This window comes from Streptomyces sp. NPDC040432, assembly GCF_055595445.1.
This window is the reverse complement of sequence record NZ_JBVIVP010000006.1, coordinates 426,440-452,990: the sequence shown is the minus strand read 5'-3', so window position 1 is coordinate 452,990 and position 26,551 is coordinate 426,440. Positions and strand designations below refer to the sequence as shown.

Sequence of the window (26,551 nt, the reverse complement as noted above, 5' to 3'; positions counted from 1 at the left end):
CCTCCCCCCCCCTCCTCCCCCCCACCCCCCCCCCCCCCCCCCCCCCCCCCCCCCCCCCCCCCCCCCCCCCCCCCCCCCCCCCCCCCGGGGCCGTTCCACGCTTCCGCGCGGGGTCCTCGCCGGGCTCAGGTCTTGAGCAGACGGTTGAAGAACGAGCGGTAGTGCTGGAGGGCCAACCGCAGGTCCTCCGTCGCCACCTGCTCGCCCCGGTCCCACCGGCCTTCCAGGCCCTGCTTGTGGGCCGCGAAGGAACCGGCCAGCGTCTGCATGACCTCCGCGACGAGGGTGTCCGCCGACCTGACGGCCTCCTGCGGGTCGTCGACGAAGCGGCTCTGGATGTCGCTCCACGACTTGCGGAACCCCTCCGCCTCTCCGGTGGGGAGCAGCGGGTCGGTGTCCTCGGCCGGGCCGACTTCGCCGGTGGCGGTAGGCACGCCGTTCCGGTCCGTGGCCGCTGTTCGGTCCGCGGTTCCGTCCACGTCCGCGGTCGCGTCGACGTCCGCGTCCGCCGTGAGGGGGTCCGCGCCCCTGTCGGGCCGGCCCGGGACGGGCCGGTCGTACTCGTCGGCGCGGGTTCCCGCGTCGCGGGCTCCACCCTCACCGAAGCCGGTGGTCGCCTCGCCCGGGTAGACCGGTGCCTGGCCGCGTTCCGCGCCGCCCGGATGGGCGAGGTCCTCGGTGGTCAGGCCGGGCTCGCCGCCCCGCCCCTGGCCTGCGTTCTCGTCCTGGATGCGCATGTCACCTGCTCCTCTGGTCGGTGAGCAGTTCCTCGAACAGGGCTCGGTAGTGAACCATCGCCCCTCGGAGCTCCTCGGTCGTCGCCTGTCCGTTCCCGCTGCGCTCCTTGACGCCGTGCGCCGCCCGGTAGTGCTCCAGCGTGCGGCCGTGTTCGACCGACAGGTCGCGCACGGCGCCGCTGTACCCCTCGGTGGGGTAGCCGCGCTCCTTCATCAGTCGCGACACCAGCTCGTCGGCCTCGGTCAGCGAGCCTTCGGGGCGGTCCACGAAGTGCTCCTGGACGCCGCTCCATTCCTGTGCGTACTGCTGCCGCCGTTCGGCGGGCAGTTCCTTGATGTCGAGCTTGTCGTGCCGTTCCTCGCGGGCGCGGAGGTCTCGTTCGGCGGCCATCCGGCCGCCCTGCTCCTCCACCGCGCGCTCGTACTCCGGTCCGAACCGACTTTGCAGGTGGCGTCGTCGGGCCTGCATCGAAACCAGTGCGGCGATTGCCGCCACCACGATCACAGCGACGACGATGATGACGATCAGCATGCTTGTTGACATTTCCGGCCTCCGTCCCGGGGCCTACCCTTTGTTGACGCGCGGCTGCCCGGCCTGTCGCCGGACAAACCCGCCGCCCGCCGCGAGTGCGGGTGGTCAGAGTTCCGCGCGGGACACCGATTGGGCGGCGCGCACCGCGACGTTGGCGGCGTCCTCGACGAGCGGCGCGGCCTGCCGGCCGTCACCGGTCAGCGTCCATCCGCACAGGGCCGCCCAGCCCAGGGCCGCGGCGGCCGCCACGGAGCGTTCCCGCCTGCCGGCCAGGAACGTGCCGAACAGCAGGGCGTCCCCGGCGTCGACCGTGACCCGGCACAGGACCGCCGTACGCAGGGCGGCTCCTTCGGGGAGCGCGACCATGGCGGCGCCGATCACCGCGTCCCGGACGCCGAGCGCCCGGATCAGCAGGGCCGAGGAGCCCTTGTCCGACAGGCCGCAGGGGCCGGCCAGCACGCGGGGGCTGATGGCGACCGCCGCTCCGTACCCGAGGGTGGCCAGGCCCATCGCCCGTGCCGCTGCGGTGCGCATACCGATCACTCCGTTTCGTTGGGCCGGGCCACTTGACGGGCTCCGGGTCAAGGGGCGCCTACCCGCGCGGCCGTCGGCCACTCGCGGTGCCGCGCCCGGTAGCCCCGCCGCAGCGCTCAGGTGACCGGCTCCGGAGCCGGTCCCGGGCCGGGCAGCGGACCGGGCTGGGGGAAGGGGTCAGGACCCGGCGCGGGCGCGGGGTGCGGGTCCGGGCCGGGCGCCGGCGGGGCCGGAGGCACCGGGTCGGGGCCTCCTGGTCCGGGCACGGGCCCGGGCAGCGGACCCGGTTGGGGACCGGGGCCGGGTCCCGGGGCGGGGGTGGGAGAGGGCGGAACGGGGTCGTTGGGAGGGGTGCCCATGGCTTCTCCGTCGCTGTGCGGGTGCGGGTGGGGGTTGAACGTGCGGAACCGGTCCGTCGGGTGTCGCGCGGTCGTGCGCGGTGCCGTCGGGAGCCGGTCCCGTGCCGTCAGGAGCCGTGGTTGCGGAACTCCTTGACGAATGCCGTGCAGAAGGCCTCCAGGTCGTCCGGTTTCCTGCTGGTGACCAGCGTCGCGGGCGCCGCGTGACAGACCTGCACCTGTTCGTCGATCCAGGTGCCGCCGGCGTTGCGGATGTCGGTGGCGAGGCTGGGCCAGGAGGTCAGGGTGCGGCCGCGCAGTACGTCCGCCTCCACGAGCGTCCACGGGGCGTGGCAGATCGCCGCCACGGGCTTGCCCGCCGTGAAGAAGTCGCGGACGAAGCCGACGGCCTTCTCGTCCGTGCGCAGGGCATCCGGGTTGGCGACGCCTCCGGGCAGTACCAGGGCGTCGTAGCCGTCCGAACTGCCGCCGGCGAGCACGTGGTCCACGGGGTACGTGCCCGCCCTGTCGAGATGGCGGAACGCCTGCACCCGGCCCGGTCCCGTCGAGACCAATTGCGGATTCCAGTCGGCCTTCTCGGCCGCCTTCCAGGGTTCGGTGAGTTCGATCTCCTCCACGCCTTCCAGCGCGGTCAGGAACGCGATGCGCACCGGGTCCACCTCCTCGTCTCGTCCTTCTCGTCCCGGTCGGGGTTCCGGCACCGCCGGCCGTCCGCCCCGCGCCTGCCCTGCGGGACGCGCCTCAACCGGACGGGTGGGGGTGACGCCCTCGGCATCATCAGGGCGTTGCTGTTCGGACGGCCGCGTGGCCTGCTGTCCACCGCACCGGTCCCCGGGCCCCGGTCCGCGGCGGTCACCAGGCGCAGGTGCGCGGTCCCCCGTCCTGCGGGGGACCGTGGTGCGGCGGGTCAGTCCAGCGGGAGGGCCGCGATGCGGTCGGTGGCCTGGGGGTAGAGCCGGTTTCCGCGCTGAACGATCATGTTGGGTCCGTCCGGCATGTTCACGGCGCCCCCGGACACCGTCCACGCGGTCCGGCGTGCCGCGACGTCGACCGCGACGACGGCCATCCCGCCGCCCCCGACCGCCGCGTAGACCTCGCCGCTGAACGGCGCCGGTGGGGCCAGCATGGAGACGTACGCGCCCGGGTCGTGCGACCACACCTTCTTCCCGGTCGACGCGTCGACGGCATGGAACGCGCCGTCCGCGACGTACACCGTGCCGTTCGCCCAGACCGGCGCGCTCAGCAGTTTCGTCCCCTCGGGCTCCAGCTTCCAGGCGACGGCTCCCGTCGTCAGGTCCACCGCCGTGATCCGCTCCTCGAAGTCGAAGGCGTGGCGGTCCGAGACGACCGGACGGTTGAAGCCGCCCGACTCGGTCGGCGTGAGCGCCTGTTGGTCGGTCCGTACCCGGGTCGCCCACAACAGGTGGCCGTCGCGTAGGTCGGCGGCCAGGATGCGCCCGGGATCCGAGGCGATCAGGCGGCCCCCGGAGACGATCGCGGACATCATGAGGGAGTCGTCGGCGTCCAGGACGGCGCCCTCGATGCGTTGGCGCCAGCGCACCTTCCGTACCCCCAGGTCGTACGCGATCAGCCAGGGCTGGTCCTCCTGCTCGCCGGCACGGTAGTACGCCTTGAGGTAGAGGCATTCGGCGTCGGCGGCCAGCAGCCCGGTGGTGAAGGCGAGTTCGCCCAGGACGGCGGGGCCGGCCGCGTCGGCGGTGAGCCGGCCGGTCAGCGGATCCACGTATCCCGCGCTCGCGTTGCCGTCCTCGTCGAAGACGAGGCCCACGAGCCGGTTGCCGGCCACGACCACACGGGTCCTGGCGGTCTGGGCCTCCCACAGGATCCGGCCGTCGACGGTCGAGATGCCCCGCATGACGTCGGTCAGGTGGATCAGGACCTCGTCGATCGCCTCGGCCGGGGTGGCGGAGGACGGGGAGGGGACCGACCACAGCGGGGCCGGCGGGGTGCCGGGCGGGCGGGTGCTGCGGCCCGGGCCGGGAGTGGCCTTCGGACCGCCGGAACCACTGCCCGAGCCCCTGCTCCCGCCCGTGCCCGGGAGGGCGCCGGTGAGCCGGAGCGCCGCGCCGCCGCCCACCACGGTGAGGACGGCCGCCGCGGTACCCGCGATCACGGTGCGGCGGGAGACTGCGCGTCGCGGGGCGGGGGCGCGCAGCGGGGCGGCGGTGACCGTGGCGACGTCATCGATCCGTCGTGACAGGTCGGTCAGGATCGGTTGCGGCAGCAGGTCGGCGAACGCTCCGGCGTCGAACGGCCCCCACCGATCGCACAGGCCGTCCGGGCGCGGGCGTCGCGCGGGGTCCGGAGAGAAACAGGCGGCGAGTGTTTCGCGCAGCCCGTCGGGAAGGCCGGTCAGGTCGGGGGCGGCGCCGTCGCGCAGGAGTTGCAGGGTGCTCTGCCGGCCGCGGGCGTCGTAGGGACCGTGGCCGGTGGCGGCGAACACCAGGACGGCGGCCAGGGCGAACACGTCGCCCTCCGGGCCGGGCGGCCCACCTCGGGCCTGCTCGGGTGACATGTAGGCCGGTGTGCCGGCCACTGCCCCCGCCTCCGTGAGCCGGGGGCTGCCGGGGGCCTGGGCGAGGCCGAAGTCGATGAGCCGGGGGCCCTGCGCGGTGATGAGTACGTTGGAGGGTTTGAGGTCGCGGTGGACGAGTCCGGCGCGGTGCAGGGCACCGAGGGCGGCGGCGAGGGCGGTGCCCAGTCCGCGGACGGCCCCCTCGGGCAACGGTCCCCCGGCCGCCACCGCCTCGGCCAACGAGGGACCTATGAGGTAGGCCGTGGCCAGCCACGGCATCGCCGTGTCCGGGTCCGCGCCGAGGAACGCCGCGGTGTGCTCCGCGCCCAGGGACCGCGCGGCCTCGGCCTCCAGGGTCAGGCGCTCCCGGTGGCCGGGCCGGTCGCGCAGGTCGGCCCGTACGGTCTTGACGGCGGCCAGCCGGCCACCGGCGGTGCGGGCCAGGAAGACGGTTCCCATGCCGCCGCCGCCCAGCCTGCCGAGGAGCGTGTACGCGCCGAGCCGTTCGGGGTCGTCGGGCAGGAGGGGCAGGAGCGTGGACATGGCGGGAGGGGTCCTTCGCGACGGGGTTGCGGGGCGGGCGGAGGCTTCGGTGGCGGGGATGGGCGGGGCAAGGTCAGTCGGCCGGGAGGGCGACCACCGCCGAGGGTCGGGCGACGAGCAGTACGCCGGGTGCCGGGACGAGTTGGAACGGTTGGCGGGCCTCCACCCCGGCGAGACCCGCCTGCCACAGGCGTTTGCCCGAGGGGAGGGACGTCGCGGTGATCTGGTTCAGGGTCGACAGGTAGAGGGTGCGTCCGGACGTGCTCGTCACCAGGCCGCCGACCATGAACCACTCCAGTTTCTCGTCGAGTTCCTGCGTCCACACCGTCCGTCCGGTGTCCGGTGCCACGGCGACGAGGGGGCCCCGGCCGTCGTCCGCCAGGTACAGCGTGCCGCCGGCGAGGAGCGGCCGGCAGTTCGTACCGACGACCACGGCCTGCGATTCCCACAGCCGGTTGCCGGATTCCAGGTCATGGGCCTGCGCGTGGCCTCGTGCGAGCAGGAACAGCCGACCGCCGGCCGCGGGGTCCACCGTGGAGGAGGGGCCGGCGTCGACGTCGCGGAAGGAGCGGTTCCAGAGCATGCGTCCGTCGGTCCGGTCGTATCCCGCGATCTCCAGCGTCCGGACGGACGTGATGTTCTCGAACAGTTCCCGGGGCTGCACCATCACCTCCACGATGACGGTCCGCGGGCCGACGTGGGCGGCCAATCCGTAGTCGAAGCCCGCCGGTAGCGGCGTGCGCCACATTTCCTTGCGCAGGTCCAGGTCGAAGGCCGCCAGCAGGTGACCGCCCGACGGGTTGCCGTCCGCCACCACCAGCCACGCGGTGGTGCCTTCGACGGCCAGCACACCGGAGAGGTTCTCGAAGCGTTGCAGCCATTGGGCCCGGCCCTCGCTCAGCGAGCAGAGCGACATTCCCTCCCGCGTGATCGCCAGGAAGCGGTCTCCGGGTACTTGGGCGAGCGAGTTGCTGCCGCTCAATTCGGGCATCCGCCACACCTCCTTGCCCGTGCGCAGGTCGTGCCCGTACAGGTCGTCGCCGCGCAGCATCAGGAAGCGGTCGGCGCCGGTGACGGGGAGGAGCCGCGTACGGGCCGTGTTGTCGTCGAAGCGCCACAGCGCGGGCGGCGGCATCCCGGGCACCCGGGGGCTCGTGCCCGTCGCGGCGCCGGCCCCGGACGACGGCCCGGGCCGGCCGCCCTCCCCGGTGAGGGCGGACCAGGCGAGCGTGCCGGAGGCGCCGAGGGCCGCGCCGGCGATCAGGTGGGTCAGGAGTCGGCGGCGGGTGGGGGGCGGGAGCGGCGACGCGATGGGGGCGTGCCGGCTCTCGGCACCCTGCGGGTGCGGGTCGGTGCGCCGGTGCTGGTCCGGATCGTCCTCCGGGAGGCGGACCGGTTCGGCGTGCGGGCCGCCGACGGGTCCCGGTGGGCCGCCCCGTGGTGAGGCGTCGTCCGTGGAGGCCGTACCGGCCGCCCGGCGCCCGTCGTCCGGGTCCGGGGTGTCCGTGTACGGGGTGTCCGTCGGCGGGGCGTCGGCGTCCCGGGTCTCCGTGTCCAGGTCGGCGATCTCCTGCGCGCGCACGGCCAGGGCCGCCACGACCCGACCCGGCAACGGGGCCAGGGGCGACGGACCGTCCTGCCCCGCGGGCCGCCGCTGCCCGTCCGTCGAACGCCCGGCCGTCTCCAGTCCGTGGAGCGCCATCGCCCGGTGCAACTCGGCGGCCGTGGGCCGGTCGGTCGGGGCGGGGTCCAGTGCCGCTGCCACGGCCGGGCCCAGTTCGCCGGGCAGCGCGGGCAGTTCGGGCCGGTCGTGGACGGCCCGGTAGGCCAGGACGGGCGGCGGGCCGTCCCCGAAGGGCAGTGTCCCGGTGGCCGTGTGGATCAGCAGGACGGCGAGGGCGTACACGTCGGCGGCCGCTGAGGACGGCCGGCCGGCCGCCACCTCCGGGGCCATGAACGCGGCGGGAACCGTCGACACGCGGCTCCGCGGCTCGGCCGGCGCGGGCCCGGTGGCCCGGCGAGGCGCCCGACCGTCCCGGTCCCGTACACCGCGCGGCTCGGGCTGCGGAGCCGGCTCGGGCCCGGGTCCCCATTCGGACCCGGGCCCCGGTTCGGGCTCCGGTCCCGGTGGGTCGCCGGACCCGGTGAGCGTGCGGCAGGCGTGCAGGGCCATCAGCAGGGGGCGGCCCGTGGTGAGCCACACCCCCTCGGGCGCGACGGCGCCGTAGCCGATGTTCCTGGCGTGCAGGGCGGCCAGGGTCGCGGCGACCTCCGCGGCGATCCCCACCGACCGTTCCAGGGACAGGACCCCGGCCCCCGTACCGGGCCGTCCCGCCACGTCGGCCAGGGAGACGGCCGGGGTGTACGCGAGGGCCGCCCAGGAAGGGACGGTCCCCGTCCGCATGTCCAGCACGGCCGGCACTCCCGGCACGGGGGCACGGTGCAGCGTCCCGACGGCCGCGTACGCGGCCGGGGGCAGGAGGCAGACCACGGCGTGCCCGTGGTCCCCGTCGCGGCCCACGTACATGCCGTGCTCCGGCGGGGCCGACCTGGGGCCGGGCCAGCGGGCCAGCAGCCGGTACGGCCCGGTGTCCCTCGGGTCCTCGGGCAGCAACCCCACCTCCGGATGTCCGCGTCCCATCGCGTTTCCCCTCCCCTCGTGGCCCCGGGCCGGGACCGGTCACATGCCCGGCAGGGCGCGGACGGCGCTGCCGCGTTGCCAGACGACGCCGCCCCGTACGACCGCTCCCCGCCAGGGCGTCTCGGCGCGGACGCCCGCCGCGGGGGGCGGTGCGAAGGCGTACTGCTCCGCCGCCCGCCCGGCGTCCACCACGAGGATGCCGAGCCCGGGTTTGCGCAGCGGCACGAAGACGGCGGCTCCGGACACCAACGGCGCCTGGTCCTGGGCCAGTTCGTCGGCTGCCTGGACGGTCCAGGCGGGCGCCCCGGTGTTCACGTCGATGCTGCGGAGCTGGCGGCCGTCCGCAACGTACACGGTGTCGCCGACGAGGGCGGGCGGGCCGAAGCCGGCCGGGTCGTCGGCGGGAAGCGTCCACCGCTGTTCGCCGTCGGACCGGCCCAAGCAGTTCAGGGCCAGGTGGCCACCGCCGCCCACGACGACGACACGCGCGGAGATGGCCGTCCAGCGGCCGTCGCCGCCCGCGGGACGTCGCCACGCGAGGCGGCCGTCGGAGACCGACAGGGCCGCCATCCCGCCGGTCACGGACGCCAGGAGCAGCAGTCCCCGCCCGGTGGCCGCGACGACCGCAGGACCGGGTACCGGGGCGGGCACCCGCCAGCGTGCCCCCCGGTCCGCGGGCGCCAGCGCGGCGACCCGCCCGGCGTCGTCGAGGACATACGCCCGGTCCTCGTCGGCGGCGAGCAGCGCGCCCACCCCGCCGGGCACGCGGTGACGGACCGCGCCGGTGGCGGCGTCGAGGAAGAGGAGGGTGCCGTCCGGGGCCAGCGCGACCGGGCGGCGACCGCCGACGAGGGCCCGGGCGATCGGACCGCGGCCGCGGCGTTCACCGGACACCGGATCGTGCAGGGCCACCCCGCCGTCGCCGTCCGCGAACCACACGGCCCCGTCGGCGCCGACCGGCCCGAAGGCCGGTTCGGTCGCGGCGCCGTCGTACGTCCACAGCGGTTGCGGAACCGTGCCGGGCGGTCCGCTCCAGCGGGGTGCGGGCGGCCCTGCCGCGCCGCCGTCCTCCCCGCGGCGCAGCAGGGCCGTGGCGCCGCCGGCGGCGAGCAGCAGCACGGTCGCGCCGGCGCCGGCGAGGAGCCGGCGTCGGGCCGGCAGTCGGGGTCCGGCACCCAGTGCGGCGGCGGCCCGTCGGATCTCGGCGGCGTCGGCACGCACGGCGGGCGGGAGCCAGCGGGTGGCGCTGCGCAGCGCCATGTCCTGCGGGTCGAGTTCGCCGGTCACCTCCGCGGCGGTGGGCCGGTCGGCCGGGCGCTTCTCCAGGCAGCCCCGGACCATCGGGAGCAGGGCGGACGGCACTCCGGCGAGGTCGGGGGCCTCGTAGGCGATGCGGAAGTCCGCGCGGACCGGGTCGCCGTCGAAGAAGGCGTGCCGGCCGGTCAGCGCGAACACGAGCAGCGCGCCGAGGCAGAAGATGTCGCTCGGCGGTCCGAGGGGTCCCTTCACGACCTGTTCGGGGGACATGTAGCCGGGAGTTCCGGGACGCTGCCCGGTCGCGGTCAAGGTCGCGTCGCCGGTCACCCGGGCGATCCCGAAGTCGACCACGCGGGGCCGGTCGGCACCGAGTATGACGTTGGACGGCTTGAGGTCGCGGTGCACGACACCGGCGCCACCCAGGGCGGTCAGCGCCCTGGCGAGGGCGGCGGCCAGGACGCACACGGCGGGCTCCACCAGCGGGCCGTGCCGCAGCACGGCATCGGCGAGTGTGGCCCCGGGCACGAACTCGGCTGCCAGCCAAGGAATTTGACCGGACGCCGAGGAGCCGAGCACCGCCGCGACGAAGGGGCTGCGCACCGCCGCCGCGGCCGTGGCCTCGCGACCGAACCGTGCGCGCAGGTCGGCGTCCCGGAAGAGTTCGGGCCGGATGGTCTTGAGGGCGACGGGACGGCCGCGGCGCCGGGCCAGGTAGACCGTCCCCATGCCGCCGGACCCGAGCACACCCAGGATCCGGTGACCGCCGAGCTGCGCGGGCGCGCCTCCCGGCAGGGGGGCGATCACTGGTCTCATGCGCTTGATCGTAGGGGCGCCACCCCCAAAGGGCCCCGCAATCAGAAAAGTTGAGGGGTCGACCCCGCGCGGACCTCCGTGCCGCGTCCGGCGGGTCCGTCCAGGGTCCACGGCGAGACGGGTCGACACGGGTCGACACCCCTACGATGAGCCGGATGACCGACAATCCGCCTTCGGGCCCGGAACTCCACGACGTTCGCCGCGTTCGGCTGGCCGAGGGCGCGGCGCCCGCCCTGTCCCCCGCCCTCGAAGCGGCGCGGGACCGCGAGTGGGAGAGGGCCGTGCAGGCCAATCCGGCACTGTTCGACGGACCGGTGGTGGGATGTTCGGAACTCCGGCGGGTCGATCCCGACACCCTGTTCCTGCGCTGGGCCGCGGTGATGTACCGGCATCGGGTGTTGCGCCGGGTTCCCGGTGCGCGGCACTTGCCGTCGTTGTTCGTGAACGTGGTTCAACCCACCGACGAGGGAAGGGTTTTCGTGGCGCGGATGTCGGCCTCGACGGCCACCCCCGGGCGGTGGCAGTTGCCCGGCGGGGCCGTCGAGCCGCCGGAGGCCGGTGAGGTGCTGGACGAGGCCGCGCTGGGGGGTCAGGCGGCACGTGAGCTGGTCGAGGAGATCGGGGTCGAGGCGGAGCCGGCGGAACTGCGGCTGTGGGCGGTCACCCGCGGTGCGCACGGCAGCGTCGGGCTGACCCACCTCGCGCCACCCCGGCCGGAGGCGGAGTTGCGTGAGCGGTTCACCGCGCTGGTGGCGGCGGAGCGGGCGGAGGGCCGCGATCCGGAGCTCGACGGGATCGCGTTCGTGCGTTCCCCGGACGAGTTGGCGGGCCTGGCGGGACCACACGTGGACTACCTGGAGGGGGTCGTGCGGCGCTACACCGGGGCCCCGCCCCGGCCCGGGATCTGACAGGGGGACGTGGAGGGAGGTCACCGCGGGCCTAGGACCTGCCGTCGAACTCCCGTCTGCCTCGCGGTGTCCGGCACGCACTCCCGCCGCACCGGGCGAAAGCCCGAGTACGTCCAGTACGCGGGCTTCCGCCCGGCACGCCGGGAGCACGCACCGGACACCGCGAGGCCGCCCTCCGGGCGACGACGGGACTTCGACGACAGGCCCTAGCGGCGTTCGGACCTGCCGCACCGGGCGCGGGCCGGGCGGCAACGGCCGGGTCCGCGCCCTCCCGCCACCCTCACCCGCGTCCGCCGGGCACACCGCCCGGAGGGGGAGGCGGGTCCCGTCGCCACCGCCGCCCCACGCGGGCCGGGGCGGTCGGACTGCGTCCCCGACCCGTGACGCATACCCTCGGATGAAGGTCTGTCCGAGCCCTGGAGGTGGGTCATGTCCGAGGGGAACGAAGCGGTCGGGGCCGATCACGCGCTGAAGGCCCGCCACCGGGCCATGTGGGCCTGGGGCGACTATCCGTCCGTGGCTTCGCACGTCATCCCGGAGGTGGGTGCCGAGCTCGTCGGGGCGTGCGGGGTGCGGCAGGGTGACCGGGTCCTGGACGTCGCGGCCGGCGCGGGAAACGCCGCCATTCCCGCCGCCCTGGTGGGGGCGGACGTCGTGGCGAGCGACCTCACCCCCGAGCTGCTCGAAATCGGCCGGAACCTGGCCGGGGTACGCGGAGTCGATCTGGAGTGGCGCGAGGCGGACGCGGAGCACCTGCCCTTCGCCGACGCGGAGTTCGATGTCGTGATGTCCTCGTTCGGGGTCATGTTCGCCCCGCACCACCAGGTGGCCGCCGACGAGTTGGTGCGCGTCTGCCGCCCCGGGGGGACGGTGGGTCTGGCGAACTGGACGCCGCAGGGCTTCGTCGGCCGCATGTTCGCGACGATGAAACCGTACGCTCCGCCCCCACCGCCGGGAGCGCAGCCTCCGCCCCTCTGGGGCGAGGAGGAGCACGTGTACGAGCTCCTCGGCGACCGTGTCACCGACGTCGACGCCCGACGTCGGACCGTACGGATCGACGCCTTCCCGCAGCCGGGAGCCTTCCGCACGTTCTTCAAGGCCTGCTACGGGCCGACGATCGCGGTCTACCGTGCCCTCGGGGACGACGTGGACCGGGTGGCGGCGTTGGACCGCGCACTGGACGCGCTGGCCGAGGAGAACACCCGGGACGGGGTCATGGAGTGGGAGTACCTGCTCCTCACGGCCCACCGGACGGGTGAGCCCGCCTGACCGGACCACCGGACGGGCCCGACCGACCGGCCCGCTCCCGTTCGGGCCGGCGGTCGGCCCTGCCGGCCGCCGTGACCCGCCGGTGCCCCGCCCCGCCCGGCGCGCCCCCGTCATTGCGCCGACGTCGCCGCGGGGATGTCGACACGGGCGGCCCTGCGGGCCGGCCAGAGGGAAGCGAGGAGCGCGCCGGCGAGGGCGATGAGCACACCGAGGGCGAGGCGCCCCCACGGAATCACCAACGTGTAGCCGACGACGCTCTCCTGGAGGGTGCGCCCGAGGGCCCAGCCCAGGAAGACGCCCAGGGCGGTACCGAGGCCGGCGCCGAGTCCGCCGAGGAGCAGGGCCTCCAGTCGGATCATGCGGGTCACTCCGGAGCGATCCATTCCGAGGGCCCGCAGGGTCCCGATCTCCTTGCGGCGTTCCAGGACGGACATGGCGAGGGTGTTGGCGATGCCGAGCGCGGCGATCACCAGGGCCATGCCCAGCAGGGCGTAGAAGACGTTGAGCTGCTCCCCGATGGATCCGCTCTCCTGCTCCCGGATGCCGGACTCGTCCAGGACGGCGAGGGCCGGGTTGTCGCCGAGGGCGCGGGTGACGTTCCCGAGGGCGGTCGGGCCGGGACCCCCGTCCGTGGCCAGCAGGATCGCGGCGGTGCTCGGGTTGGGGTCGTAGCGGGCGACGAGGGCGTCGGGAGCGGTGATGCTGGGCAGCAGGTTGCTCTGCTCGTCGGCCCGGTAGACGGCGCCGATGGTGACGTCGCCCTGCCCGCCGTCCTCACGCCGCAGGGGAAGGGTCTGGCCGACGTGCCAGCCCGCCTTCTCGGCCTTGAAGTCGGCCACGGCGATCCGCCCCTGGGCGAGGGAGTCGAGGGAGCCCTCGATCACGTCGTAGCGGAGCAGCCGGCCGATGGTGGCGGGATCGACGCCGGTCAGTACGGACGGGACGCCCGCCAGTTGGTACGCGGTGGATTGGTTGAGCGGGCTGAACGCGGCACCGGGCAGCTTCTTCAGGGGTTCCGCGGTCCTCGGGGTCATCCGCATGCCGCCTTCGGCGGGCTTGATCAGGTAGTCGGCGGTGAAGTCGTGCGTGGTCGCCCGGTCGAGGTACTGGGCGGCGGAGGCCCCGAGGACGGAGAGCCCCGCGGCAAGGGTCAGCGCGATGGCGAGCGCCGCGGCGGTGGCGCCGGTACGGCGCGGGTCGCGGACGGTGTTGCGGGCGGCGAGGTCTCCGTGCACCGGGGACAGGCGGGTCAGCAGCGGCCGGAGCAGGGCGACGAACGGCCTGGACAGCAGCGGGATGAAGCCGATCGCCCCGCTCAGCGTGAGGGCCGCCCCCAGGCCGATGACCGTGCGGGCGTCCTCGCCCGCGCCGATCGCCCCGTACAGCGAGGCGGCGGCGCCGGTCAGGAGCAGGGCGCCGCTGATGCCGGTGCGCAGCGAACCGGTGCGGGCGGGCGCCGCGGGCTCGGCCGCGGCGAGCGCGGCGACGGGCGGGATGGCCATGGCCCGGCGGATCGGAAGCCATGCGGCGATCGTGGGGAGCGCGGTTCCGACGAGCAGCGACGTGATCACGGTGGCCGGGGTGAGCACCAGGGGGCCGGACGGCGTGTCGGAGGACGCGAACAGCGTCCGGAGCAGGGCTGCGACCCCGGTGCCGGCGGCGAGGCCGGCCGCGGAGGCGAGGGCACCGACGAGGACGGACTCGGCCAGCAGGATGCGTCGTACCTGTCGGCGGGAGGCTCCGACGGCCCGCATGAGGGCCAGTTCCCTGGTCCGCCGGGTGACGAGCATGGTGAAGGTGTTGGAGATGAGGAACGTGGCGACGAAGAGGGCGACCGCCGCGAATCCCAGCAGGATCTGGCTCATCGTGTCGCTGTCGTTGGTGGCGAGGTTCTCCTGGATCCGGGCGAGCTGGGCGCCGGTGGCGGCGCCGGTGTTCGGGGGGAGCACGGATTCGACGCGGGCCAGGAGCCGCACGGTGTCGGTGCCGGGCGCGGCCGTCACCTCGATGGTCGCGTAGTGGCCGGGCCGGAGGAAGAGCCGCTGCGCGGTGGCCTCGTGGAACAGGGTCAGGCTGCCGCCGGAGGGCAGTTTGGTCCCGTCGGTGCGGAAGATTCCGCTGAGGGTGTAGGAGGCGGCGCCCTGGTCGGTGCCGACGCGCACGCTGTCGCCGACCCGGTGGCCGCCCTTCCTGGCGGTGGCCTCGTCGAGGGCGATGGTGTGGTCACCCGTCGGGCCGGAGCCCCGGACGAACCGGTAGGCGGGGTCGGTGCCGTTCGCTCCCGGGGCGAAGTTGGCGCCCCGGTGGGCCGTGTCGTTCGCGATCGGGCGGCCGTCGCGGCCGGCGACGGCGGCGAACCCGTCGACCCGGCCGGCGGCGCGGGCGACGCCCGGGAGCTCGGCGAGGGTGGCGACGGTGCCGGCGTCGACGCCGGCCGGTCCCGCGCCGGCGGGGGAACCTTCGGGGGAACTCTCGGGGGATCCTTCGGGGAAGACACTGACGGCGAGGCGCTCGTAGCCGTCGGTCGCCCGGGCGGCGTTGGCCCGGCTCAGGCTGTCGCCGAAGACGAGGCTCCCGGAGACGAAGGTGACGCCGAGCATGACGGCGAAGGCGGTCATCAGCAGGCGGGCCTTGTGCGCGAACACGTTGCGCAGGGCGGTACGGAACATGGGGTGCGGATCCTGGGATGTGGGCTCGGCGGCTGCGAGCGGGTGGCTGTCGGGCGGGTGGCTCTCGGGCGGGATCCGGAGGACGGTGCGGCAGGCGACGGCGACCCGTCGGCGGCTGCCGTGCGGCGTCGATCGGCCGGTGCCGGACGGTGTCAGTTGGTGCGGGAGCGGGCGTCGAACGCCTTCATCCGGTCGAGCACCCGGTCCGCGGTCGGCTGCGTCATCTCGTCGACCAGCCGACCGTCGGAGAGGAACACCACGCGGTCCGCGTATCCGGCGGCGACCGGGTCGTGGGTGACCATGACGACGGTCTGGCCGAGCTCGCGCACCGAGTCGCGCAGGAAGCCGAGCACCTCGGCCCCGGAACGGGAGTCGAGGTTTCCGGTCGGCTCGTCACCGAAGACGATCGCGGGACGGGACACCAGGGCCCGGGCCACCGCGACCCGCTGCTGCTGCCCGCCCGACAGTTGTCCGGGCCGGTGCCCGAGCCGCTGCGAGAGGCCGACCATGGACACCACGCGGTCCAGCCACTGCCGGTCGGGGCGTCGCCCGGCGATGGTCAGGGGCAGGGTGATGTTCTCCAGCGCGGTCAGGGTCGGCAGCAGGTTGAACGCCTGGAAGATGAACCCGATCCGGTCGCGGCGCAGTTGGGTCAGCTGCCGGTCGTCGAGCGTGCCGAGTTCGGTCGTACCGATCCGGACGGATCCCGACGTGAACGAGTCGAGCCCGGCTGCGCAGTGCATCAGGGTGGACTTGCCGCAGCCGGAGGGCCCCATGATCGCGGTGAACGCACCTTCCTGGAAGGACACGCTGACGCGGTCCAGGGCGACGACGCGGGTGTCGCCGCTGCCGTGGACCTTCGTCAGGTCGGTGGTGCCGGCGGCCGCGGTGCCGGTCGCCGTCGCGTGCGGGAGGAACGGTGCGTGCGGAGGGAACGGTGTGTGCGGGGCCGAGGGGTCGACGGTCACGGGGACTCCACTTCGATGTTTCAGGTGCGGACGACGCGCGCGGCGCACGAGGGTGCGCGGGGTGCGGCACGTGCACTTCGAAGGGTGTCCGGGGAACGTATCGGGTGTCCGGGTCGTCGTGTATCGGCTGCCGCTCGGCCCCGTAGCGGTCGCGACGTCCCTCAGGCGGGAAGCCGAAGGGTGGCGACGGCTCCGCCCTCCGGTGCGTTGTCCAGTTCCAGGTCGGCACCGAGGACGCGGGCCTGTCCCAGGGCGATGGTCAGCCCCAGGCCGTGACCCGAGCCGCGCTCAGTGGCTCCCGTGTGGAAGCGGCGGGGGCCGTGGCGCAGCAGGTCGGCGGGAAAGCCGGGGCCGTGGTCGCGCACGACGACGGTCCGCCCCTCGACGGTGACGCGCACCGGGGTTCCTCCGTGCCGGTGCGCGTTGAGGACGAGGTTGCCGACGATGCGTTCGAGACGGCGCGGGTCGGTCTGCACCGCCGGTGCCGTCCCGGGGGCGGTGACGGTGACCTCCGTCTCCAGTCCGGTCCGTGCCACGGCTTCCGTGACGACGGCGCCGAGCGGAACCCGGACGCGGACCGGCTGCTCGGTTCCGCCGTCCAGCCGGGAGATCTCCAGCAGGTCCTCCACCAGGCCGCGCAGGTCGCGCACCCGTGCCCGGAGCAGGTCCTCGGTCTCACCGGCGGGCAACAGGTCGACGGTGGCGAGCAGCCCGCCGACGGGGGTGCGCAGTTCGTGGGCCACGTCCGCGGTGAAGCGGCGTTCGTCGCGCAGGCGTCGGCTGAGGCTGTCGGCCATCAGGTCGACGGTGGCGGCGATGTCGGACACCTCGTCGCGGCCCCCGGTGGGTCCGGTCCGGGCGTCCAGGTCCCCCGCGGAGATCCGGCCCGCTGTTTCGGAGACCTGGCGCAGTCGCCGGGCCAGCAGCCCCGCTCCGTAGACGGCCAGGGGGGTGGCGGCCGCGAGGGCCAGCAGCGAGGCCACCGCCATGGTCATGTCTAGGCGTCGCAGTTCGTGCAGGTCCGGGCCCATGTTGACGCGGTAGGCCAGCACCGCGCCGCCCGGGCCGCCGACCCGTTGGGCGGCCCAGACGCTCGGGCCGAGGTTCCCGTCGACGTGGTCGTCGTCGGCCGTGTGGCGGTCGCCGTCCGCCGGGTGCCGCAGGGACGCGGGCAGTTCGGGCGGGTCGAGTTCGGCGCCCTCCGTCAGGGCTCCGGTGCGCCGATGGACGTCCATGGCCGCGTACAGCGTGTTGAGGGCCTGTGCCTGGGCCCGCTGGTGGATGTCCTGCGCGGTCCACAGGTGGACCAGTACGGCCACGGCGGCCACGACCAGGCATGCCGTGGCTGCGGCGAGCGCGGCGATCTTCCAGCGCAGCGGAACACGGCGCCGGCCGGCGGGGACGGACGGGGGCACGGCGTCAGCGCCTGAGCTTGTAGCCGAAGCCGCGGACCGTCTCGATCCGGTCGCGGCCCAGTTTGCCGCGCAACCGTTGCACGCACAGGTCCACGACCCGGCTGTCGCCGTCCCAGCCGTACTCCCACACGTCGCGCAGCAGTGTGTGCCGTTCCAGCACGATCCCCGGGCGAGCCGCGAACTCCAGCAGCAGCTTCAGCTCGGTCGGGGTCAGCGCCACCGGGCTGCCGGCGACGCGCACCTCCAGCCCGCCGGTGTCGATGGTCAGGTCACCGAAGACCAGCAGCGCACCCGCGGCCGGTGGCGGTTCCTGCGCGGCCGACGGTCCGGGGGCGGGGATCGGGGCGTATGTCGCCCGCCGCAACAGCGAGCGGAGCCGTGCGACGAGCACGAAGGTGTCGACGGGTTTGACGACGTAGTCGTCCGCACCGGCCTCCAGACCCGCGACGACGTCGAGGCCGTCGCCCCGTGCGGACATCATCAGGACGGGCACCAGGCTGGTCTCGCGGACCCTGCGGCACAGGCCGATGCCGTCGAGGCCGGGCAGCATCACGTCGAGGACCAGCAGGTCGAACTCCTCGTCACGGAAGAGTTCCAGCCCGGTGAGCCCGTCGGCGGCGGTCCGCATCCGGTAGCCGTACCGCTCCAGGGCGACGGTGAAGGACCGGCGCATCAGGTCGTCGTCCTCCACCAGCAGCACGCGCACGGGTTGCGGGGAGGCCGGGGGGTGGGCGGGCGAGGACACGTGCGGACGGCTCCTGGTGGGACGGCGGGACGGACGGCGGATCCGGTGGGGGTGGGCACGGTGGTGGGTGGGGCCGGTGGGCGGTGATCTGTCAGGAACGATAGGTCAGACGTCCGTGGGGTGAGCGCGACCCCCGGGCTGACACGCCCCGCGCCGCCGGATCGATGCACGACCAAGCGCTCGCCGATACCGGACCGATGCACGACCGGGCGCCTCGCGGCCCTTCCGTCGACCCGTGCCGTCGGTTCACCGGCGAGTCACCGGTGAGGACCTGGGCATGGTCGCCGAACCCGACCGTCCGGACCGGCGTCCCGCCCACGTCCCGCCGCCGTTCCACACCCGCGGGTCCCGGTCGGAGGGGTGAACGCTCGTCCAGGTGTACCCGTGGGAGCGGGTGTGCGCGCCGACCTATAGTTGCCCGCGCCGCCCGCCGGGGCGCGGGCGGCGTTCACGGTTCGGTTCGGCGTCGAGGGAGGCCGCTCGTGGCCAGTGCGTTTCAGGAGCGCAAGCTCAGGGGGATGTTCGCCGCGTTCGATGCGGACGGTGACGGCTATCTGCGCGAGGAGGACTTCACCGCGCTGGTCGACCGCTGGAGCCGGCTGCCCGCGGTGGGGCCGGGAACGGACCTGCGCAGGCGGGTGGAGGCCCTGTTGATGGGCTGGTGGGCGGCGCTGCTGGACGCGGGGGACGCCAACGGGGACGGCGCGGTCGACATGGGCGAACTGCTGTCCCTCGTCGATCAGCTCCCCGCGATGGTGTCGGACGTCACCGCGACGGCCGACACCGTCTTCGACGCCGTGGACGCCAACGGCGACGGCCGCATCTCCCCGGAGGAGCACCGTGGTCTCGTCGAGACGTGGAACGGGCAGCCCACCGACCTCACGGGCGTCTTCGAGCTCCTCGACCCGAACGGCGACGGCCATCTCGGTCGGGAGGAGTTCGCGCGGCTCTGGGTCCAGTTCTGGACCAGCGACGACCCCTCGGAACCGGGCAACTGGCTCTGCGGCCGCTTCTCCGACTGAGGGAGTGGGCCCGGGCCGGGTTCAGCGGCCGAGCGGGTACGACGCTCGTTCCCGCCATCGTGATCCGTCGTACACCATGAGTTCGACCGCCGACACGTGTGACGTGAACGGGAGGGTGCCGGCGAGGTCGGCCTCGATCACGTCCAGGACGGCGTCCTCCTGGCCCTGGGCGACGGTCAGGTGTGGCACCGTCTCGGTGAACCGGCCGCCGTAGGGCGGGGCTTCCGGCCAGCGCTCGACGATCGACCGGGTGAGTCGGTGCAGGGGGGCGTCGGGTTCGGGCACGAGGTACAGCACGTCCGGAAAACGCCCACTGGTCGCGAACCGCAGGTCGAACGCGGGGTGGCGGCCCACGAGGTCGGCGAGGGCGGAGTCCACCCGTGCGTCCAGTCGGCTCGCTTCGAGGAACGGGAAGAGTACGGTGACATGCGCCGGTACCCCGGCCTCGGCCGATGGATCGAGCCGGTCGCGCCACCCCCGCAGGGTCGGCTCCGCCTCGGGGATCGGGATGATGAGTCCCGTCTGGCCCACCTCGAAGGCGGCGCCGCTGTCAGCTGCCATGGCACGGATGGTGTCACCCCCACGGCGCCCGGCGCAGGGTGTTGGCCCGGAGACGGCTCGCGAGCGACCCTCGACCGGGCTTCGAGCGGGTCCCGACCGGGTCGGGTACCGGCCCCGCCGGAACCGGACCGTACGTCGGGCCGTGGATCCGGGACCGCCCCGGAGCCGTGGGCTCCGGGGCGGTGACCACCTGTGACGTGAATCAGGCGGCGGTGATGTTCTCCGCCTGCGGGCCCTTCTGGCCCTGCGTGATCTCGAAGGTCACGGCCTGGCCTTCCTGGAGCTCGCGGTAGCCGGTGGAGTTGATGTTCGAGTAGTGCGCGAAGACGTCGGGACCGCCGCCGTCCTGCGCGATGAAGCCGAAGCCCTTTTCGGAGTTGAACCACTTCACGGTTCCGCTGGCCATGGTCATGCCTCTCAGTCGATGTCGGATCCGCACCGCGCGGACCCGGAGGTGATCGCCCTGGTCCGGCACTGCACAGCAAAACGCCCACGCCAGGGCGCGGGCAGGGACTGCGAACCACGACAGCTGAGCTGAAGCTACACGGCGGAACCGCCCATCACCAGAGAGCAACGAGCACGGAATTTCGGACGGGGATCATGGACGGCGCCCGCGGGCGGGTACTACGGCCGTTTTGTCGGCACCGACCGGATTGCGGGCCACCGGACGAGGGCGTGTCGCCGCATGGCGCCCGCCAAGCCGCCCACACCGGCGAGAGCGGGCCGTCGGGCCACCGTCCCGGCGACCACGCCCAGCCGGTGGACGAGCCGTTGGCGTGCCGTCGCAGTGCCCCATTTCCAGTCCCGGCGTGGTATCCGCGCCAGGTGGTCGGCGCCTTCGCGACGGGCCCGCTCGACGAGCGCGTCACCGCGCAGCAGCCACCCGACGCAGGCGTCGGCGATACCGTCGCGCAACTCGGCGGCCCCGATCTCCGAGCCGGTCGAGCGGCGCCGTTGCGCGAGGTAGGCACTCTCCGCGCGTTCCAGGAGCGCCGTCGGCGTCGCCGTGACGCACCAACAGGTGGGGAATCCGATGCGGAGGTAGGCGAGCTCCATCAAGCCACTGCCCAGTGATGCCTGTTCGAAGTCGACGAACCGGACTCCGGTGGGGGTGTGCAGGTCGTTGCCGGGGCAGGGATCGCCGTGCAGCAGGCCGTGGCCGGGAGCCCGACCGAGCCGGTCCACGAGTGCGTCGAGCTCCCCCCGCACGCCGGGGGCGACCGGGACACCGAGGGTCTCGGCCAGTGCGAGGAAGGAGTCGATGTCGGCGCTGTCGGGGCCGCGCCACCGGGGCAGCGCCCCCGCGTCCGCCGGGCCGGCGGTGGCGTGCAGGCGGGCCAGTGCCACCGCGTACGCGACGGCCCAGTCCTCGGACGGCGGCCGGTGCTCCAGGTGTTCGAGCACGAGGACGCGTGCGGCGGGATCGGTGGCCAGGAGCGCGGGCGCCACCGGCTCCTCCGCGCGGGCGGCGAGCCGCAGGGCGGTGACCTCGCGGGCATACCGGTCGTCGGCCTGCGGCCCGTCGACGAGTTGCTTCACCACCGCCGTCGCCCCGGCCAACTCGACGCGCCACACGCGCGAGCGGGGGCTGCTGCCCAGTCTGCGGGGGTTCCTCGGCGTGCCCAACTCGGCCCGCAATCCGTCCCCGAACACCCTTCGTGACCACATGAGTTCATTGTGAGCCCGGCCGGGCCGACATGTGCCACAACGTGTGCCGCGACGTCGCTTGCAGGGCTTCCACCGGAGCCTCCCCGCGCGCCGCCCCTCCTCTCGTCGACCACCCTGACGGGCTGCCCACCGCTGAAGCGGTTCGCGGCCGCTACCGGTGGGCCACTGCTCCTGCTCGCACTCCTGCCCGCGCTCTGCCCGCCCGACCCGCGTCCGACGCTGCGCCTGCGCCCGGCGGCCATGGTCGCCGGAGCGCCGGCCGCCACCGCGGTGCTGATCGTCGCCTCGGCACGATGGCAGCTGCCCTACCCGCTCGACGGACTGCGCTCGGCCGTACCTTTGGTGGCCGGGCTGCTGCTGGCCGGGCGGCCGGCGTTCGCCCGACTGCGCGCGGCGCCTGCTGTCCTCGTCGCGGGCCTGCCCCTCGTCGCGCCGGTCTCCTTCAGCGGTGCGCCGGCGGCCCTGACCCTGCTGCTCGCCCTGTCGGCAGCGGCCGCCGCCGGAGCGGTTCGCGCACGTCGGTGTGAGACCCCGGGAGCGGGGTGGTCGGGGCCGGGTCGCCGGGGCGGACGGCGACTCGCACATCACCGTGCCGGGCATTTCAGGCGATCTTTCGTCACTGTGGGCACGGCTGGCAGCACTCCCCCGACAGAAAGGTCCACGATGGCCACGACCGCCTACCCCGTCGCCCCCCTCGCCGGAACCGGCAACACCACCACCCCGTTCGACGTCGGCCTGCCCGTCCTGCGCCTCGTCCTCGGCGCGATCATGTTCGTCCACGGAACCCAGAAGCTGTTCCGGTGGTTCGACGGCCCCGGCGTCAAGGGCACGGGCATGTTCTTCAGCAAGGCCGGGTACCCGGCCGGCGAAACCATGGCCGCGATCGCGGGCCTCACCGAGACGCTGGGCGGGGTGGGCCTGATCCTCGGTCTCCTGACCCCCCTGTCGGCCGCCGCCGTCGTCGGCATCATGATCAATGCCATCACCACCAAGTGGGCGGGCGACGTGGTCGGCATGGAGGGGGTCGAGTTCGAGGCCCTGATCACCGCCGCCGCCGTCACGCTCGCCCTCACCGGGCCGGGCCGCTTCGCCGTGGACCGGTTCCTGCCGGTGCTCCGTCACCACCGGGTGTCCTACGGCATCCTCGCGCTCGCGCTGGCCGTCGTGCTGGCCGCCCTGGTGCTGCTCCTGCGGGACTGATCCAACAGCCCGCCGATCCGTCCGGAGCTGCGGGGACACAGCCGGCGCGGGCCTCGTCAGGACCGGTGCGGGCCATTGGAGTGAAGTGCCGTTTCCCGTGACCTTTCCGTGACGTTGAACCGGCCGACGCGCACCATTCCTGGCGCGTCATCCAAAGATCCTCTTGGGAGACATCATGCGTATGCGCTCTGCCCTCACCGCCTCCGTCCTGGCCGCGGGCATCCTGCTGGGTGGCGCCGGCGCTGCCCTGGCGAACGACGGCGTCGAGAGCGAGTACTTCTCCGGCGGTCACAAGAGCTTCGCGTCGACCTGTTCGTCGGCCGCCGCCGTGCCGGCCGCGTTCGGTCCGGCCTACACCTCGACCTGCGCGAGCGAGGGCGAGAAGGAGTGGGCCGAGTTCGGGCACTTCGGCACCAACTGAAGCCGCGCCGGCAGCGCAAGGCCGGCGGACACGGAGCAGTAGAACCGCAGCAGTCGTAGTGCGGGAGCAGTAGGGCAGGGGCGGTCGACACCACGTCGACCGCCCCTGTCGGCGTTCCGGAGGCACCGTGGTCGCCCGGAGCGGCCGGGTCAACGGGCGGGCCCCGTCCGCCCGCTCCTCCCCCGGTCGGTGTCCGGGCCCGCGGGGTCCGGTGGGGTGTCGAGGACGAGGTCCGCATGGCGGTGCGGGGAGTGGGCGGCCAGGTAGCGGTCCTCGGCCGGCATCCACTCGTCGACCCACAGCGAGCGGGCTTCCTCCCCGTCCCGTTCGAGTCCCCTGCTCAGTCGCAGTGCCCGGGGTGCGTCGCAGAACAGCCGGTAGGTGTAGACGTGGCGCAGGTCCGCGTGGAGGGCGTGGACGCCCTCCACGACGAGCGGGGTGCCGGGCGGGAGGGACGTCCACCCGGTGAGGCGGTCCCGGTCCCAGTCGTAGTGCTGGTAGCGCACGGCGGCTCCCGCGACGGCGGGGCGCAGCACCTGCTCGTGGAGCCGCCGCAGGTCGAAGTGGGCGGCGACGGCCAGGGGGTCGGCGCGGTGGCGTGCGGCCGAGGGCAGGTGGAAGTCGTCGATGTGGACGACGACGGCCGGGCCGAGCCGGTCCGCGAGCCGCGCGGCGAGGGTGCTCTTGCCGGAGGCGCCGGGGCCGTCGATGCCGAGCAGGACGGCTCGCCCCCGCCGGGCGGCGGCGGCGAGGACGGTCGCGGCCAGTGCCTCGATGTCGAGAGGTGCTTCGGTCATGGTGTGCGGTTCACCCGGATTTCGCAGAGGTGGGCGTGCGGGGTCGCGCGTCCCGCACCACGGGGCCGATGGAACCAACATGGTGCGCCACCGCGCCCGCGCGGAGCCATCCGCCGGCCGCACGTTCTCCGCACGGCCGCACGATGCATGGCGCTGCGGCTCCGGGCACCATCGGGCCGTCCGCCGCGAAGCGGGTGCCTCGCGCCCGGTTCCGGGGTCCCCGGCGTCATGGGCTACGGCCGGAGGAGACGCGTCTCGGAGGCGGGGAGCTTCGACCACCAGTGGTGGTAGCGGCGGTAGACGGCCGTGTCCCGGCCGGCGAGGAGGGCCGTCAGGGAGCGGGCCTCCTCGGCGAGTCCGTCCCAGTCGGCGGACGACAGGGGGTGGAAGGCCGTGGCCTCGACGTGGCCGTCCACGGGACGCCACACTCCGGCGACGTGGCCGTCCACCAACAGGGTCGGCAGGACATCGCCGTTGCGCCGGATCACCAGCGGCCGGTAGGCGGGGGGTATCACCCGGCCACGGTCCGCGTAGGCCAGCAGGGTGCTGTCCCACATGGCCATGAGGCGGGGTGGCGCAGGAATGTCGGCGGGTGGCCTGGAGGCGCCCGGGAGGTCGAACAGCGTCTCGCCGGTGGGCCCCGGGAGCGGCTCCACCAGGCCGTCGAGGGCCCGGATCGCCGCCTGTACGTGTGTCCGCCGCACCAGGGCGAACTGCGCCACGTCCGCGACCGACGCGGGCCCGAACCCGGCCAGGTAGCGCAGGATCAGGGCGCGCAGCGCTCCGGGATCCACCTCTCGGCTCGCCGGCACGGGCACGGGGTTGGGGCCGGTCGCGGGGTCCGAGGCGGCTCCGGCCGCGACGAACGACGGGCGGGTGCCGAAGGACCAGGTGGCTCCGGTCGGGGCGTGGTGCAGCGGCGCGTACCCCTTCAGCCCCCACCACGCCCCGTCCCGTCTCTCCGCGCCGAGCCGTTCCTCCGTCCAGGCCTGCATCTCCGCGGAGGTGCGCGGCCGGCGTGCGAACTCCATCAGTTCGGGGAGGAGTTCGTCCGCGTCGGCCGGGGTCAGGCCCGCCTCGGCGAAGCGGGAGCCGAGCCGGGACGCGTACAGGGTGGGTTGCATCGCCGCGCGGAACGTCGGGTAGTCCTCGGCGTGCACGGCGTGCAAGGTGATCCGCATCAGGGTCGCCTTGACCACCGACCGGTCGCTGAACGCGCCGTCGAGCTCGGCCGGTGTGAAGTCGGCGAGCCGGTTCCACAGGGCCAGGTACGGCGAGGCCGGTTCCTGCGCTTGGAGCGCGACCACTCGTCGCACCCCCTCGGCAACGGTCAACGGTTCGCGTCGGAGCAGTAGTTGGCGGCTCAAGGTCGCCCGGTTCAGTTCGCGCGCGGTGATGATCACACGGTGGATTCTGCCCCGGCCGCCCGGCCGACGGGTACGCCCCCGCCCCCCGCTTCACGCCGGACGGGTCGGGAAGCGGCCGACGACACCGGCCGGGCGTCGTGCTCCGTTGCATCCGCCGGACGCGTCGGGGCTCACGTTGGGGGTCCCGCCCGGCGTGTCCCCGCGCACGCGGCCGGGGCGACCGGGCCCGCTCCCTACCGTGGCCCCATGAACGCACGCACAGCGCTGCTGTCCACCGGGTACGGCATCCGGTGCGCCGGTCGGGGCGAGGCGGGCGCGGTCGCCACGCTGCTCGCCCGCGCCTTCGCCGACGACCCCGTCATGGAGTGGATGCTCCCCGGCCCGTCCGACCGGGAACCCCGGGTCGCCCGCTACTTCCGGCTGGCCCAACGGCAGCTCCGGCCTCGTACGGGCGCGGTCCGGGTGGCCGCGACCGGCGGCGGGCGGTTGCTGGGAGCCGCTCTGTGGTCGGCGCCGGGACACTGGAGCACCCACCCGGTCCGGGAACTCGCCGCCATGCCGTCGTACCTGCGCGTCTTCGGGCCGGGCGGGCTGCGGCGTGCCGCGGAGGTCCAGAACGCGGTGCACGAGGCCCACCCCGACGCCCCGCACTGGTACCTGCCGACGCTGGGCACCGACCCGGCCTGCCAGGGCGCGGGCATCGGTTCGGCCCTGGTCCGCCAGCAGCTCGCCGACTGCGACCGCCTGGGGCAGGCCGCCTATCTGGAGTCGAGCAAGGCGTCCAACGTTCCCTTCTACGAGGGGCTCGGATTCCGCGTCACGGGAGAGATCCGGCTGCCGGACGACGGTCCGACCCTGTGGTCCATGTGGCGCGACCCGGACCCGGGCGTCCGTCCCGCGACCGACGGCTGAGGCCACGCCCGCCCCGTCACCCGCCTCCTCGCCGGCGCGGCGGCCGGTCGGGCGTTCACCCGGTTGCGTCGCCGGGTCGACCGGGGCGCGGGCGCGGAGGGACGTTGGATGGGCGACAAGGAGAGTGTCGTGGAGAGGCTGGTGGTCGTGGTGAGGCGTGGTCTGGTGGCGGGTGCGGTGATCGTGATGGCGGTCTGCGGTGCGGCGGGATGCTCCGACGGGACGGGCTCGGCGTCGGATGCCGCGTCGAAGGCGGCGTCGGCCGTGCAATCGGCCGGGGCCAAGGTGTCCTCCGCGGCGTCCGCCGCCGCGGACGCCGCGTCGTCGGCTGCGGCCGTGGCCCAGGACAAGTTCGGCGAGATCAAGAACGGTGTGGACGCCAAGGACGAGGTGACGCTGGGCACCGTGACGACCGATGGCGAGGGGTACACGGTCGTCCCCGTCTCGGTGAAGAACACCGATGCCTCGAAGAAGTCGTTCGCGGTGCAGGTCGACTACAAGGACGAGAGCGGCAACCGGCTCGACACGGTCGTGCTGACCGTGTCGGACGTGGCGGGCAACGGCACGGGGCAGGGTGTCGCCCGCAGCACCCACAAGCTCGCGGGAACGGCGAAGGCCGAAACCGCCAGGGCGCTGCGCTACTGAACCCGTCGCGGCCCGCGCCGCCCGCGGCCTCC

23 protein-coding genes are annotated in these 26,551 nt (G+C 74.4%); 7 read left to right on the top strand and 16 right to left on the bottom strand.

The annotated features are described in order from the left end of the window. Window positions 1–125: 125 nt before the first annotated feature. The 7 genes from ACZ58N_RS17340 to ACZ58N_RS17310 form a co-directional block, all read right to left on the bottom strand. Entirely contained in the window at window positions 126–737 is a 612-nt protein-coding gene (locus tag ACZ58N_RS17340; protein ID WP_471160094.1) for a hypothetical protein, read from the bottom strand. Window position 738: 1 nt separating this feature from the next. Continuing rightward, window positions 739–1,281, bottom strand: coding sequence for a hypothetical protein (locus tag ACZ58N_RS17335; RefSeq protein ID WP_471160092.1), 543 nt, complete (start codon window positions 1,279–1,281; stop codon window positions 739–741). 93 nt (window positions 1,282–1,374) lie between these two features. After that, window positions 1,375–1,803: a hypothetical protein gene (locus ACZ58N_RS17330; RefSeq protein ID WP_471160090.1), complete on the bottom strand. Its 429-nt coding sequence runs from the start codon at window positions 1,801–1,803 to the stop codon at window positions 1,375–1,377. A gap of 466 nt (window positions 1,804–2,269) precedes the next feature. Continuing rightward, window positions 2,270–2,812 carry a type 1 glutamine amidotransferase domain-containing protein gene (locus ACZ58N_RS17325; protein ID WP_471160088.1) on the bottom strand — a complete coding sequence of 181 codons (543 nt, stop codon included), beginning with the start codon at window positions 2,810–2,812 and terminating at the stop codon, window positions 2,270–2,272. A gap of 257 nt (window positions 2,813–3,069) precedes the next feature. Beyond that, on the bottom strand, window positions 3,070–5,241 hold the full coding sequence (locus ACZ58N_RS17320; protein ID WP_471160087.1) for a protein kinase domain-containing protein: 2,172 nt from the start codon (window positions 5,239–5,241) through the stop codon (window positions 3,070–3,072). Between the two features lie 73 nt (window positions 5,242–5,314). Next, on the bottom strand, window positions 5,315–7,882 hold the full coding sequence (locus tag ACZ58N_RS17315) for an outer membrane protein assembly factor BamB family protein (RefSeq protein WP_471160085.1): 2,568 nt from the start codon (window positions 7,880–7,882) through the stop codon (window positions 5,315–5,317). A 39-nt stretch (window positions 7,883–7,921) separates the two neighbouring features. Beyond that, complete coding sequence (locus ACZ58N_RS17310; protein ID WP_471160082.1) at window positions 7,922–9,952, bottom strand: protein kinase domain-containing protein; 2,031 nt, start codon at window positions 9,950–9,952, stop codon at window positions 7,922–7,924. Window positions 9,953–10,107: 155 nt separating this feature from the next. On the opposite strand from ACZ58N_RS17310, the gene ACZ58N_RS17305 reads away from it, so the two are divergent. Together ACZ58N_RS17305 and ACZ58N_RS17300 are read left to right on the top strand one after the other, a co-directional pair. After that, window positions 10,108–10,860: an NUDIX domain-containing protein gene (locus ACZ58N_RS17305; RefSeq protein ID WP_471160079.1), complete on the top strand. Its 753-nt coding sequence runs from the start codon at window positions 10,108–10,110 to the stop codon at window positions 10,858–10,860. Window positions 10,861–11,289: 429 nt separating this feature from the next. Beyond that, window positions 11,290–12,129: a class I SAM-dependent methyltransferase gene (locus tag ACZ58N_RS17300; RefSeq protein ID WP_471160077.1), complete on the top strand. Its 840-nt coding sequence runs from the start codon at window positions 11,290–11,292 to the stop codon at window positions 12,127–12,129. 110 nt (window positions 12,130–12,239) lie between these two features. Here ACZ58N_RS17300 and ACZ58N_RS17295 read toward each other — a convergent pair whose 3' ends face one another. From ACZ58N_RS17295 to cseB, 4 genes are all read right to left on the bottom strand, one after another. Beyond that, window positions 12,240–14,798, bottom strand: a complete 2,559-nt coding sequence (locus tag ACZ58N_RS17295; RefSeq protein WP_471160075.1) for an FtsX-like permease family protein — start codon at window positions 14,796–14,798, stop codon at window positions 12,240–12,242. 152 nt (window positions 14,799–14,950) lie between these two features. Next, window positions 14,951–15,664 (bottom strand): ABC transporter ATP-binding protein, encoded by a 714-nt coding sequence (locus ACZ58N_RS17290; protein ID WP_471160151.1) that lies wholly within the window; start codon window positions 15,662–15,664, stop codon window positions 14,951–14,953. A gap of 263 nt (window positions 15,665–15,927) precedes the next feature. Beyond that, a complete protein-coding gene (locus ACZ58N_RS17285) occupies window positions 15,928–17,181 on the bottom strand; it encodes a sensor histidine kinase (RefSeq protein WP_471160072.1) in 1,254 nt (417 codons plus the stop codon). Window positions 17,182–17,185: 4 nt separating this feature from the next. Then, window positions 17,186–17,926 carry a two-component system response regulator CseB gene (gene cseB, locus ACZ58N_RS17280; protein ID WP_471160069.1) on the bottom strand — a complete coding sequence of 247 codons (741 nt, stop codon included), beginning with the start codon at window positions 17,924–17,926 and terminating at the stop codon, window positions 17,186–17,188. A 482-nt stretch (window positions 17,927–18,408) separates the two neighbouring features. Here cseB and ACZ58N_RS17275 point away from each other — a divergent pair, with 482 nt between their 5' ends. After that, window positions 18,409–18,948, top strand: a complete 540-nt coding sequence (locus tag ACZ58N_RS17275) for an EF-hand domain-containing protein (protein ID WP_471160066.1) — start codon at window positions 18,409–18,411, stop codon at window positions 18,946–18,948. Window positions 18,949–18,969: 21 nt separating this feature from the next. Here ACZ58N_RS17275 and ACZ58N_RS17270 read toward each other — a convergent pair whose 3' ends face one another. The 3 genes from ACZ58N_RS17270 to ACZ58N_RS17260 all read right to left on the bottom strand — a co-directional run bounded on the left by ACZ58N_RS17270 (window position 18,970) and on the right by ACZ58N_RS17260 (window position 21,177). Then, complete coding sequence (locus tag ACZ58N_RS17270; RefSeq protein WP_471160063.1) at window positions 18,970–19,509, bottom strand: 2'-5' RNA ligase family protein; 540 nt, start codon at window positions 19,507–19,509, stop codon at window positions 18,970–18,972. A 202-nt stretch (window positions 19,510–19,711) separates the two neighbouring features. Further along, window positions 19,712–19,915, bottom strand: a complete 204-nt coding sequence (locus tag ACZ58N_RS17265; RefSeq protein WP_281208001.1) for a cold-shock protein — start codon at window positions 19,913–19,915, stop codon at window positions 19,712–19,714. Window positions 19,916–20,133: 218 nt separating this feature from the next. After that, on the bottom strand, window positions 20,134–21,177 hold the full coding sequence (locus tag ACZ58N_RS17260) for an aminoglycoside phosphotransferase family protein (protein WP_471160060.1): 1,044 nt from the start codon (window positions 21,175–21,177) through the stop codon (window positions 20,134–20,136). A 663-nt stretch (window positions 21,178–21,840) separates the two neighbouring features. On the opposite strand from ACZ58N_RS17260, the gene ACZ58N_RS17255 reads away from it, so the two are divergent. Further along, window positions 21,841–22,377, top strand: a complete 537-nt coding sequence (locus tag ACZ58N_RS17255; RefSeq protein ID WP_471160057.1) for a DoxX family protein — start codon at window positions 21,841–21,843, stop codon at window positions 22,375–22,377. 175 nt (window positions 22,378–22,552) lie between these two features. Then, entirely contained in the window at window positions 22,553–22,798 is a 246-nt protein-coding gene (locus ACZ58N_RS17250) for a hypothetical protein (RefSeq protein WP_471160054.1), read from the top strand. A gap of 149 nt (window positions 22,799–22,947) precedes the next feature. On the opposite strand, the gene ACZ58N_RS17245 is transcribed toward ACZ58N_RS17250, so the two are convergent. Together ACZ58N_RS17245 and ACZ58N_RS17240 are read right to left on the bottom strand one after the other, a co-directional pair. Then, window positions 22,948–23,595: a uridine kinase family protein gene (locus tag ACZ58N_RS17245; protein WP_471160051.1), complete on the bottom strand. Its 648-nt coding sequence runs from the start codon at window positions 23,593–23,595 to the stop codon at window positions 22,948–22,950. Between the two features lie 233 nt (window positions 23,596–23,828). Next, on the bottom strand, window positions 23,829–24,998 hold the full coding sequence (locus tag ACZ58N_RS17240) for a winged helix DNA-binding domain-containing protein (protein WP_471160048.1): 1,170 nt from the start codon (window positions 24,996–24,998) through the stop codon (window positions 23,829–23,831). 210 nt (window positions 24,999–25,208) lie between these two features. On the opposite strand from ACZ58N_RS17240, the gene ACZ58N_RS17235 reads away from it, so the two are divergent. Beyond that, a complete protein-coding gene (locus ACZ58N_RS17235) occupies window positions 25,209–25,874 on the top strand; it encodes a GNAT family N-acetyltransferase (protein WP_471160046.1) in 666 nt (221 codons plus the stop codon). 129 nt (window positions 25,875–26,003) lie between these two features. Beyond that, window positions 26,004–26,519 (top strand): hypothetical protein, encoded by a 516-nt coding sequence (locus ACZ58N_RS17230; protein ID WP_471160043.1) that lies wholly within the window; start codon window positions 26,004–26,006, stop codon window positions 26,517–26,519. The last annotated feature ends 32 nt before the right edge of the window (window positions 26,520–26,551 follow it).

Excerpts from the sequence above, each read along its gene's own strand:
- ACZ58N_RS17265 (WP_281208001.1), bottom strand. The coding sequence starts at position 19,915 with ATGGCCAGCGGAACCGTGAAGTGGTTCAACTCCGAAAAGGGCTTCGGC.
- ACZ58N_RS17295 (WP_471160075.1), bottom strand. The coding sequence starts at position 14,798 with ATGTTCCGTACCGCCCTGCGCAACGTGTTCGCGCACAAGGCCCGCCTG.
- ACZ58N_RS17255 (WP_471160057.1), top strand. The coding sequence starts at position 21,841 with ATGGCCACGACCGCCTACCCCGTCGCCCCCCTCGCCGGAACCGGCAAC.
- ACZ58N_RS17305 (WP_471160079.1), top strand. The coding sequence starts at position 10,108 with ATGACCGACAATCCGCCTTCGGGCCCGGAACTCCACGACGTTCGCCGC.
- ACZ58N_RS17270 (WP_471160063.1), bottom strand. The coding sequence starts at position 19,509 with ATGGCAGCTGACAGCGGCGCCGCCTTCGAGGTGGGCCAGACGGGACTC.
- ACZ58N_RS17320 (WP_471160087.1), bottom strand. The coding sequence starts at position 5,241 with ATGTCCACGCTCCTGCCCCTCCTGCCCGACGACCCCGAACGGCTCGGC.
- ACZ58N_RS17250 (WP_471160054.1), top strand. The coding sequence starts at position 22,553 with ATGCGTATGCGCTCTGCCCTCACCGCCTCCGTCCTGGCCGCGGGCATC.
- ACZ58N_RS17340 (WP_471160094.1), bottom strand. The coding sequence starts at position 737 with ATGCGCATCCAGGACGAGAACGCAGGCCAGGGGCGGGGCGGCGAGCCC.
- ACZ58N_RS17235 (WP_471160046.1), top strand. The coding sequence starts at position 25,209 with ATGAACGCACGCACAGCGCTGCTGTCCACCGGGTACGGCATCCGGTGC.
- ACZ58N_RS17335 (WP_471160092.1), bottom strand. The coding sequence starts at position 1,281 with ATGTCAACAAGCATGCTGATCGTCATCATCGTCGTCGCTGTGATCGTG.
- ACZ58N_RS17315 (WP_471160085.1), bottom strand. The coding sequence starts at position 7,882 with ATGGGACGCGGACATCCGGAGGTGGGGTTGCTGCCCGAGGACCCGAGG.
- ACZ58N_RS17260 (WP_471160060.1), bottom strand. The coding sequence starts at position 21,177 with ATGTGGTCACGAAGGGTGTTCGGGGACGGATTGCGGGCCGAGTTGGGC.
- ACZ58N_RS17310 (WP_471160082.1), bottom strand. The coding sequence starts at position 9,952 with ATGAGACCAGTGATCGCCCCCCTGCCGGGAGGCGCGCCCGCGCAGCTC.
- ACZ58N_RS17330 (WP_471160090.1), bottom strand. The coding sequence starts at position 1,803 with ATGCGCACCGCAGCGGCACGGGCGATGGGCCTGGCCACCCTCGGGTAC.
- ACZ58N_RS17300 (WP_471160077.1), top strand. The coding sequence starts at position 11,290 with ATGTCCGAGGGGAACGAAGCGGTCGGGGCCGATCACGCGCTGAAGGCC.
- ACZ58N_RS17245 (WP_471160051.1), bottom strand. The coding sequence starts at position 23,595 with ATGACCGAAGCACCTCTCGACATCGAGGCACTGGCCGCGACCGTCCTC.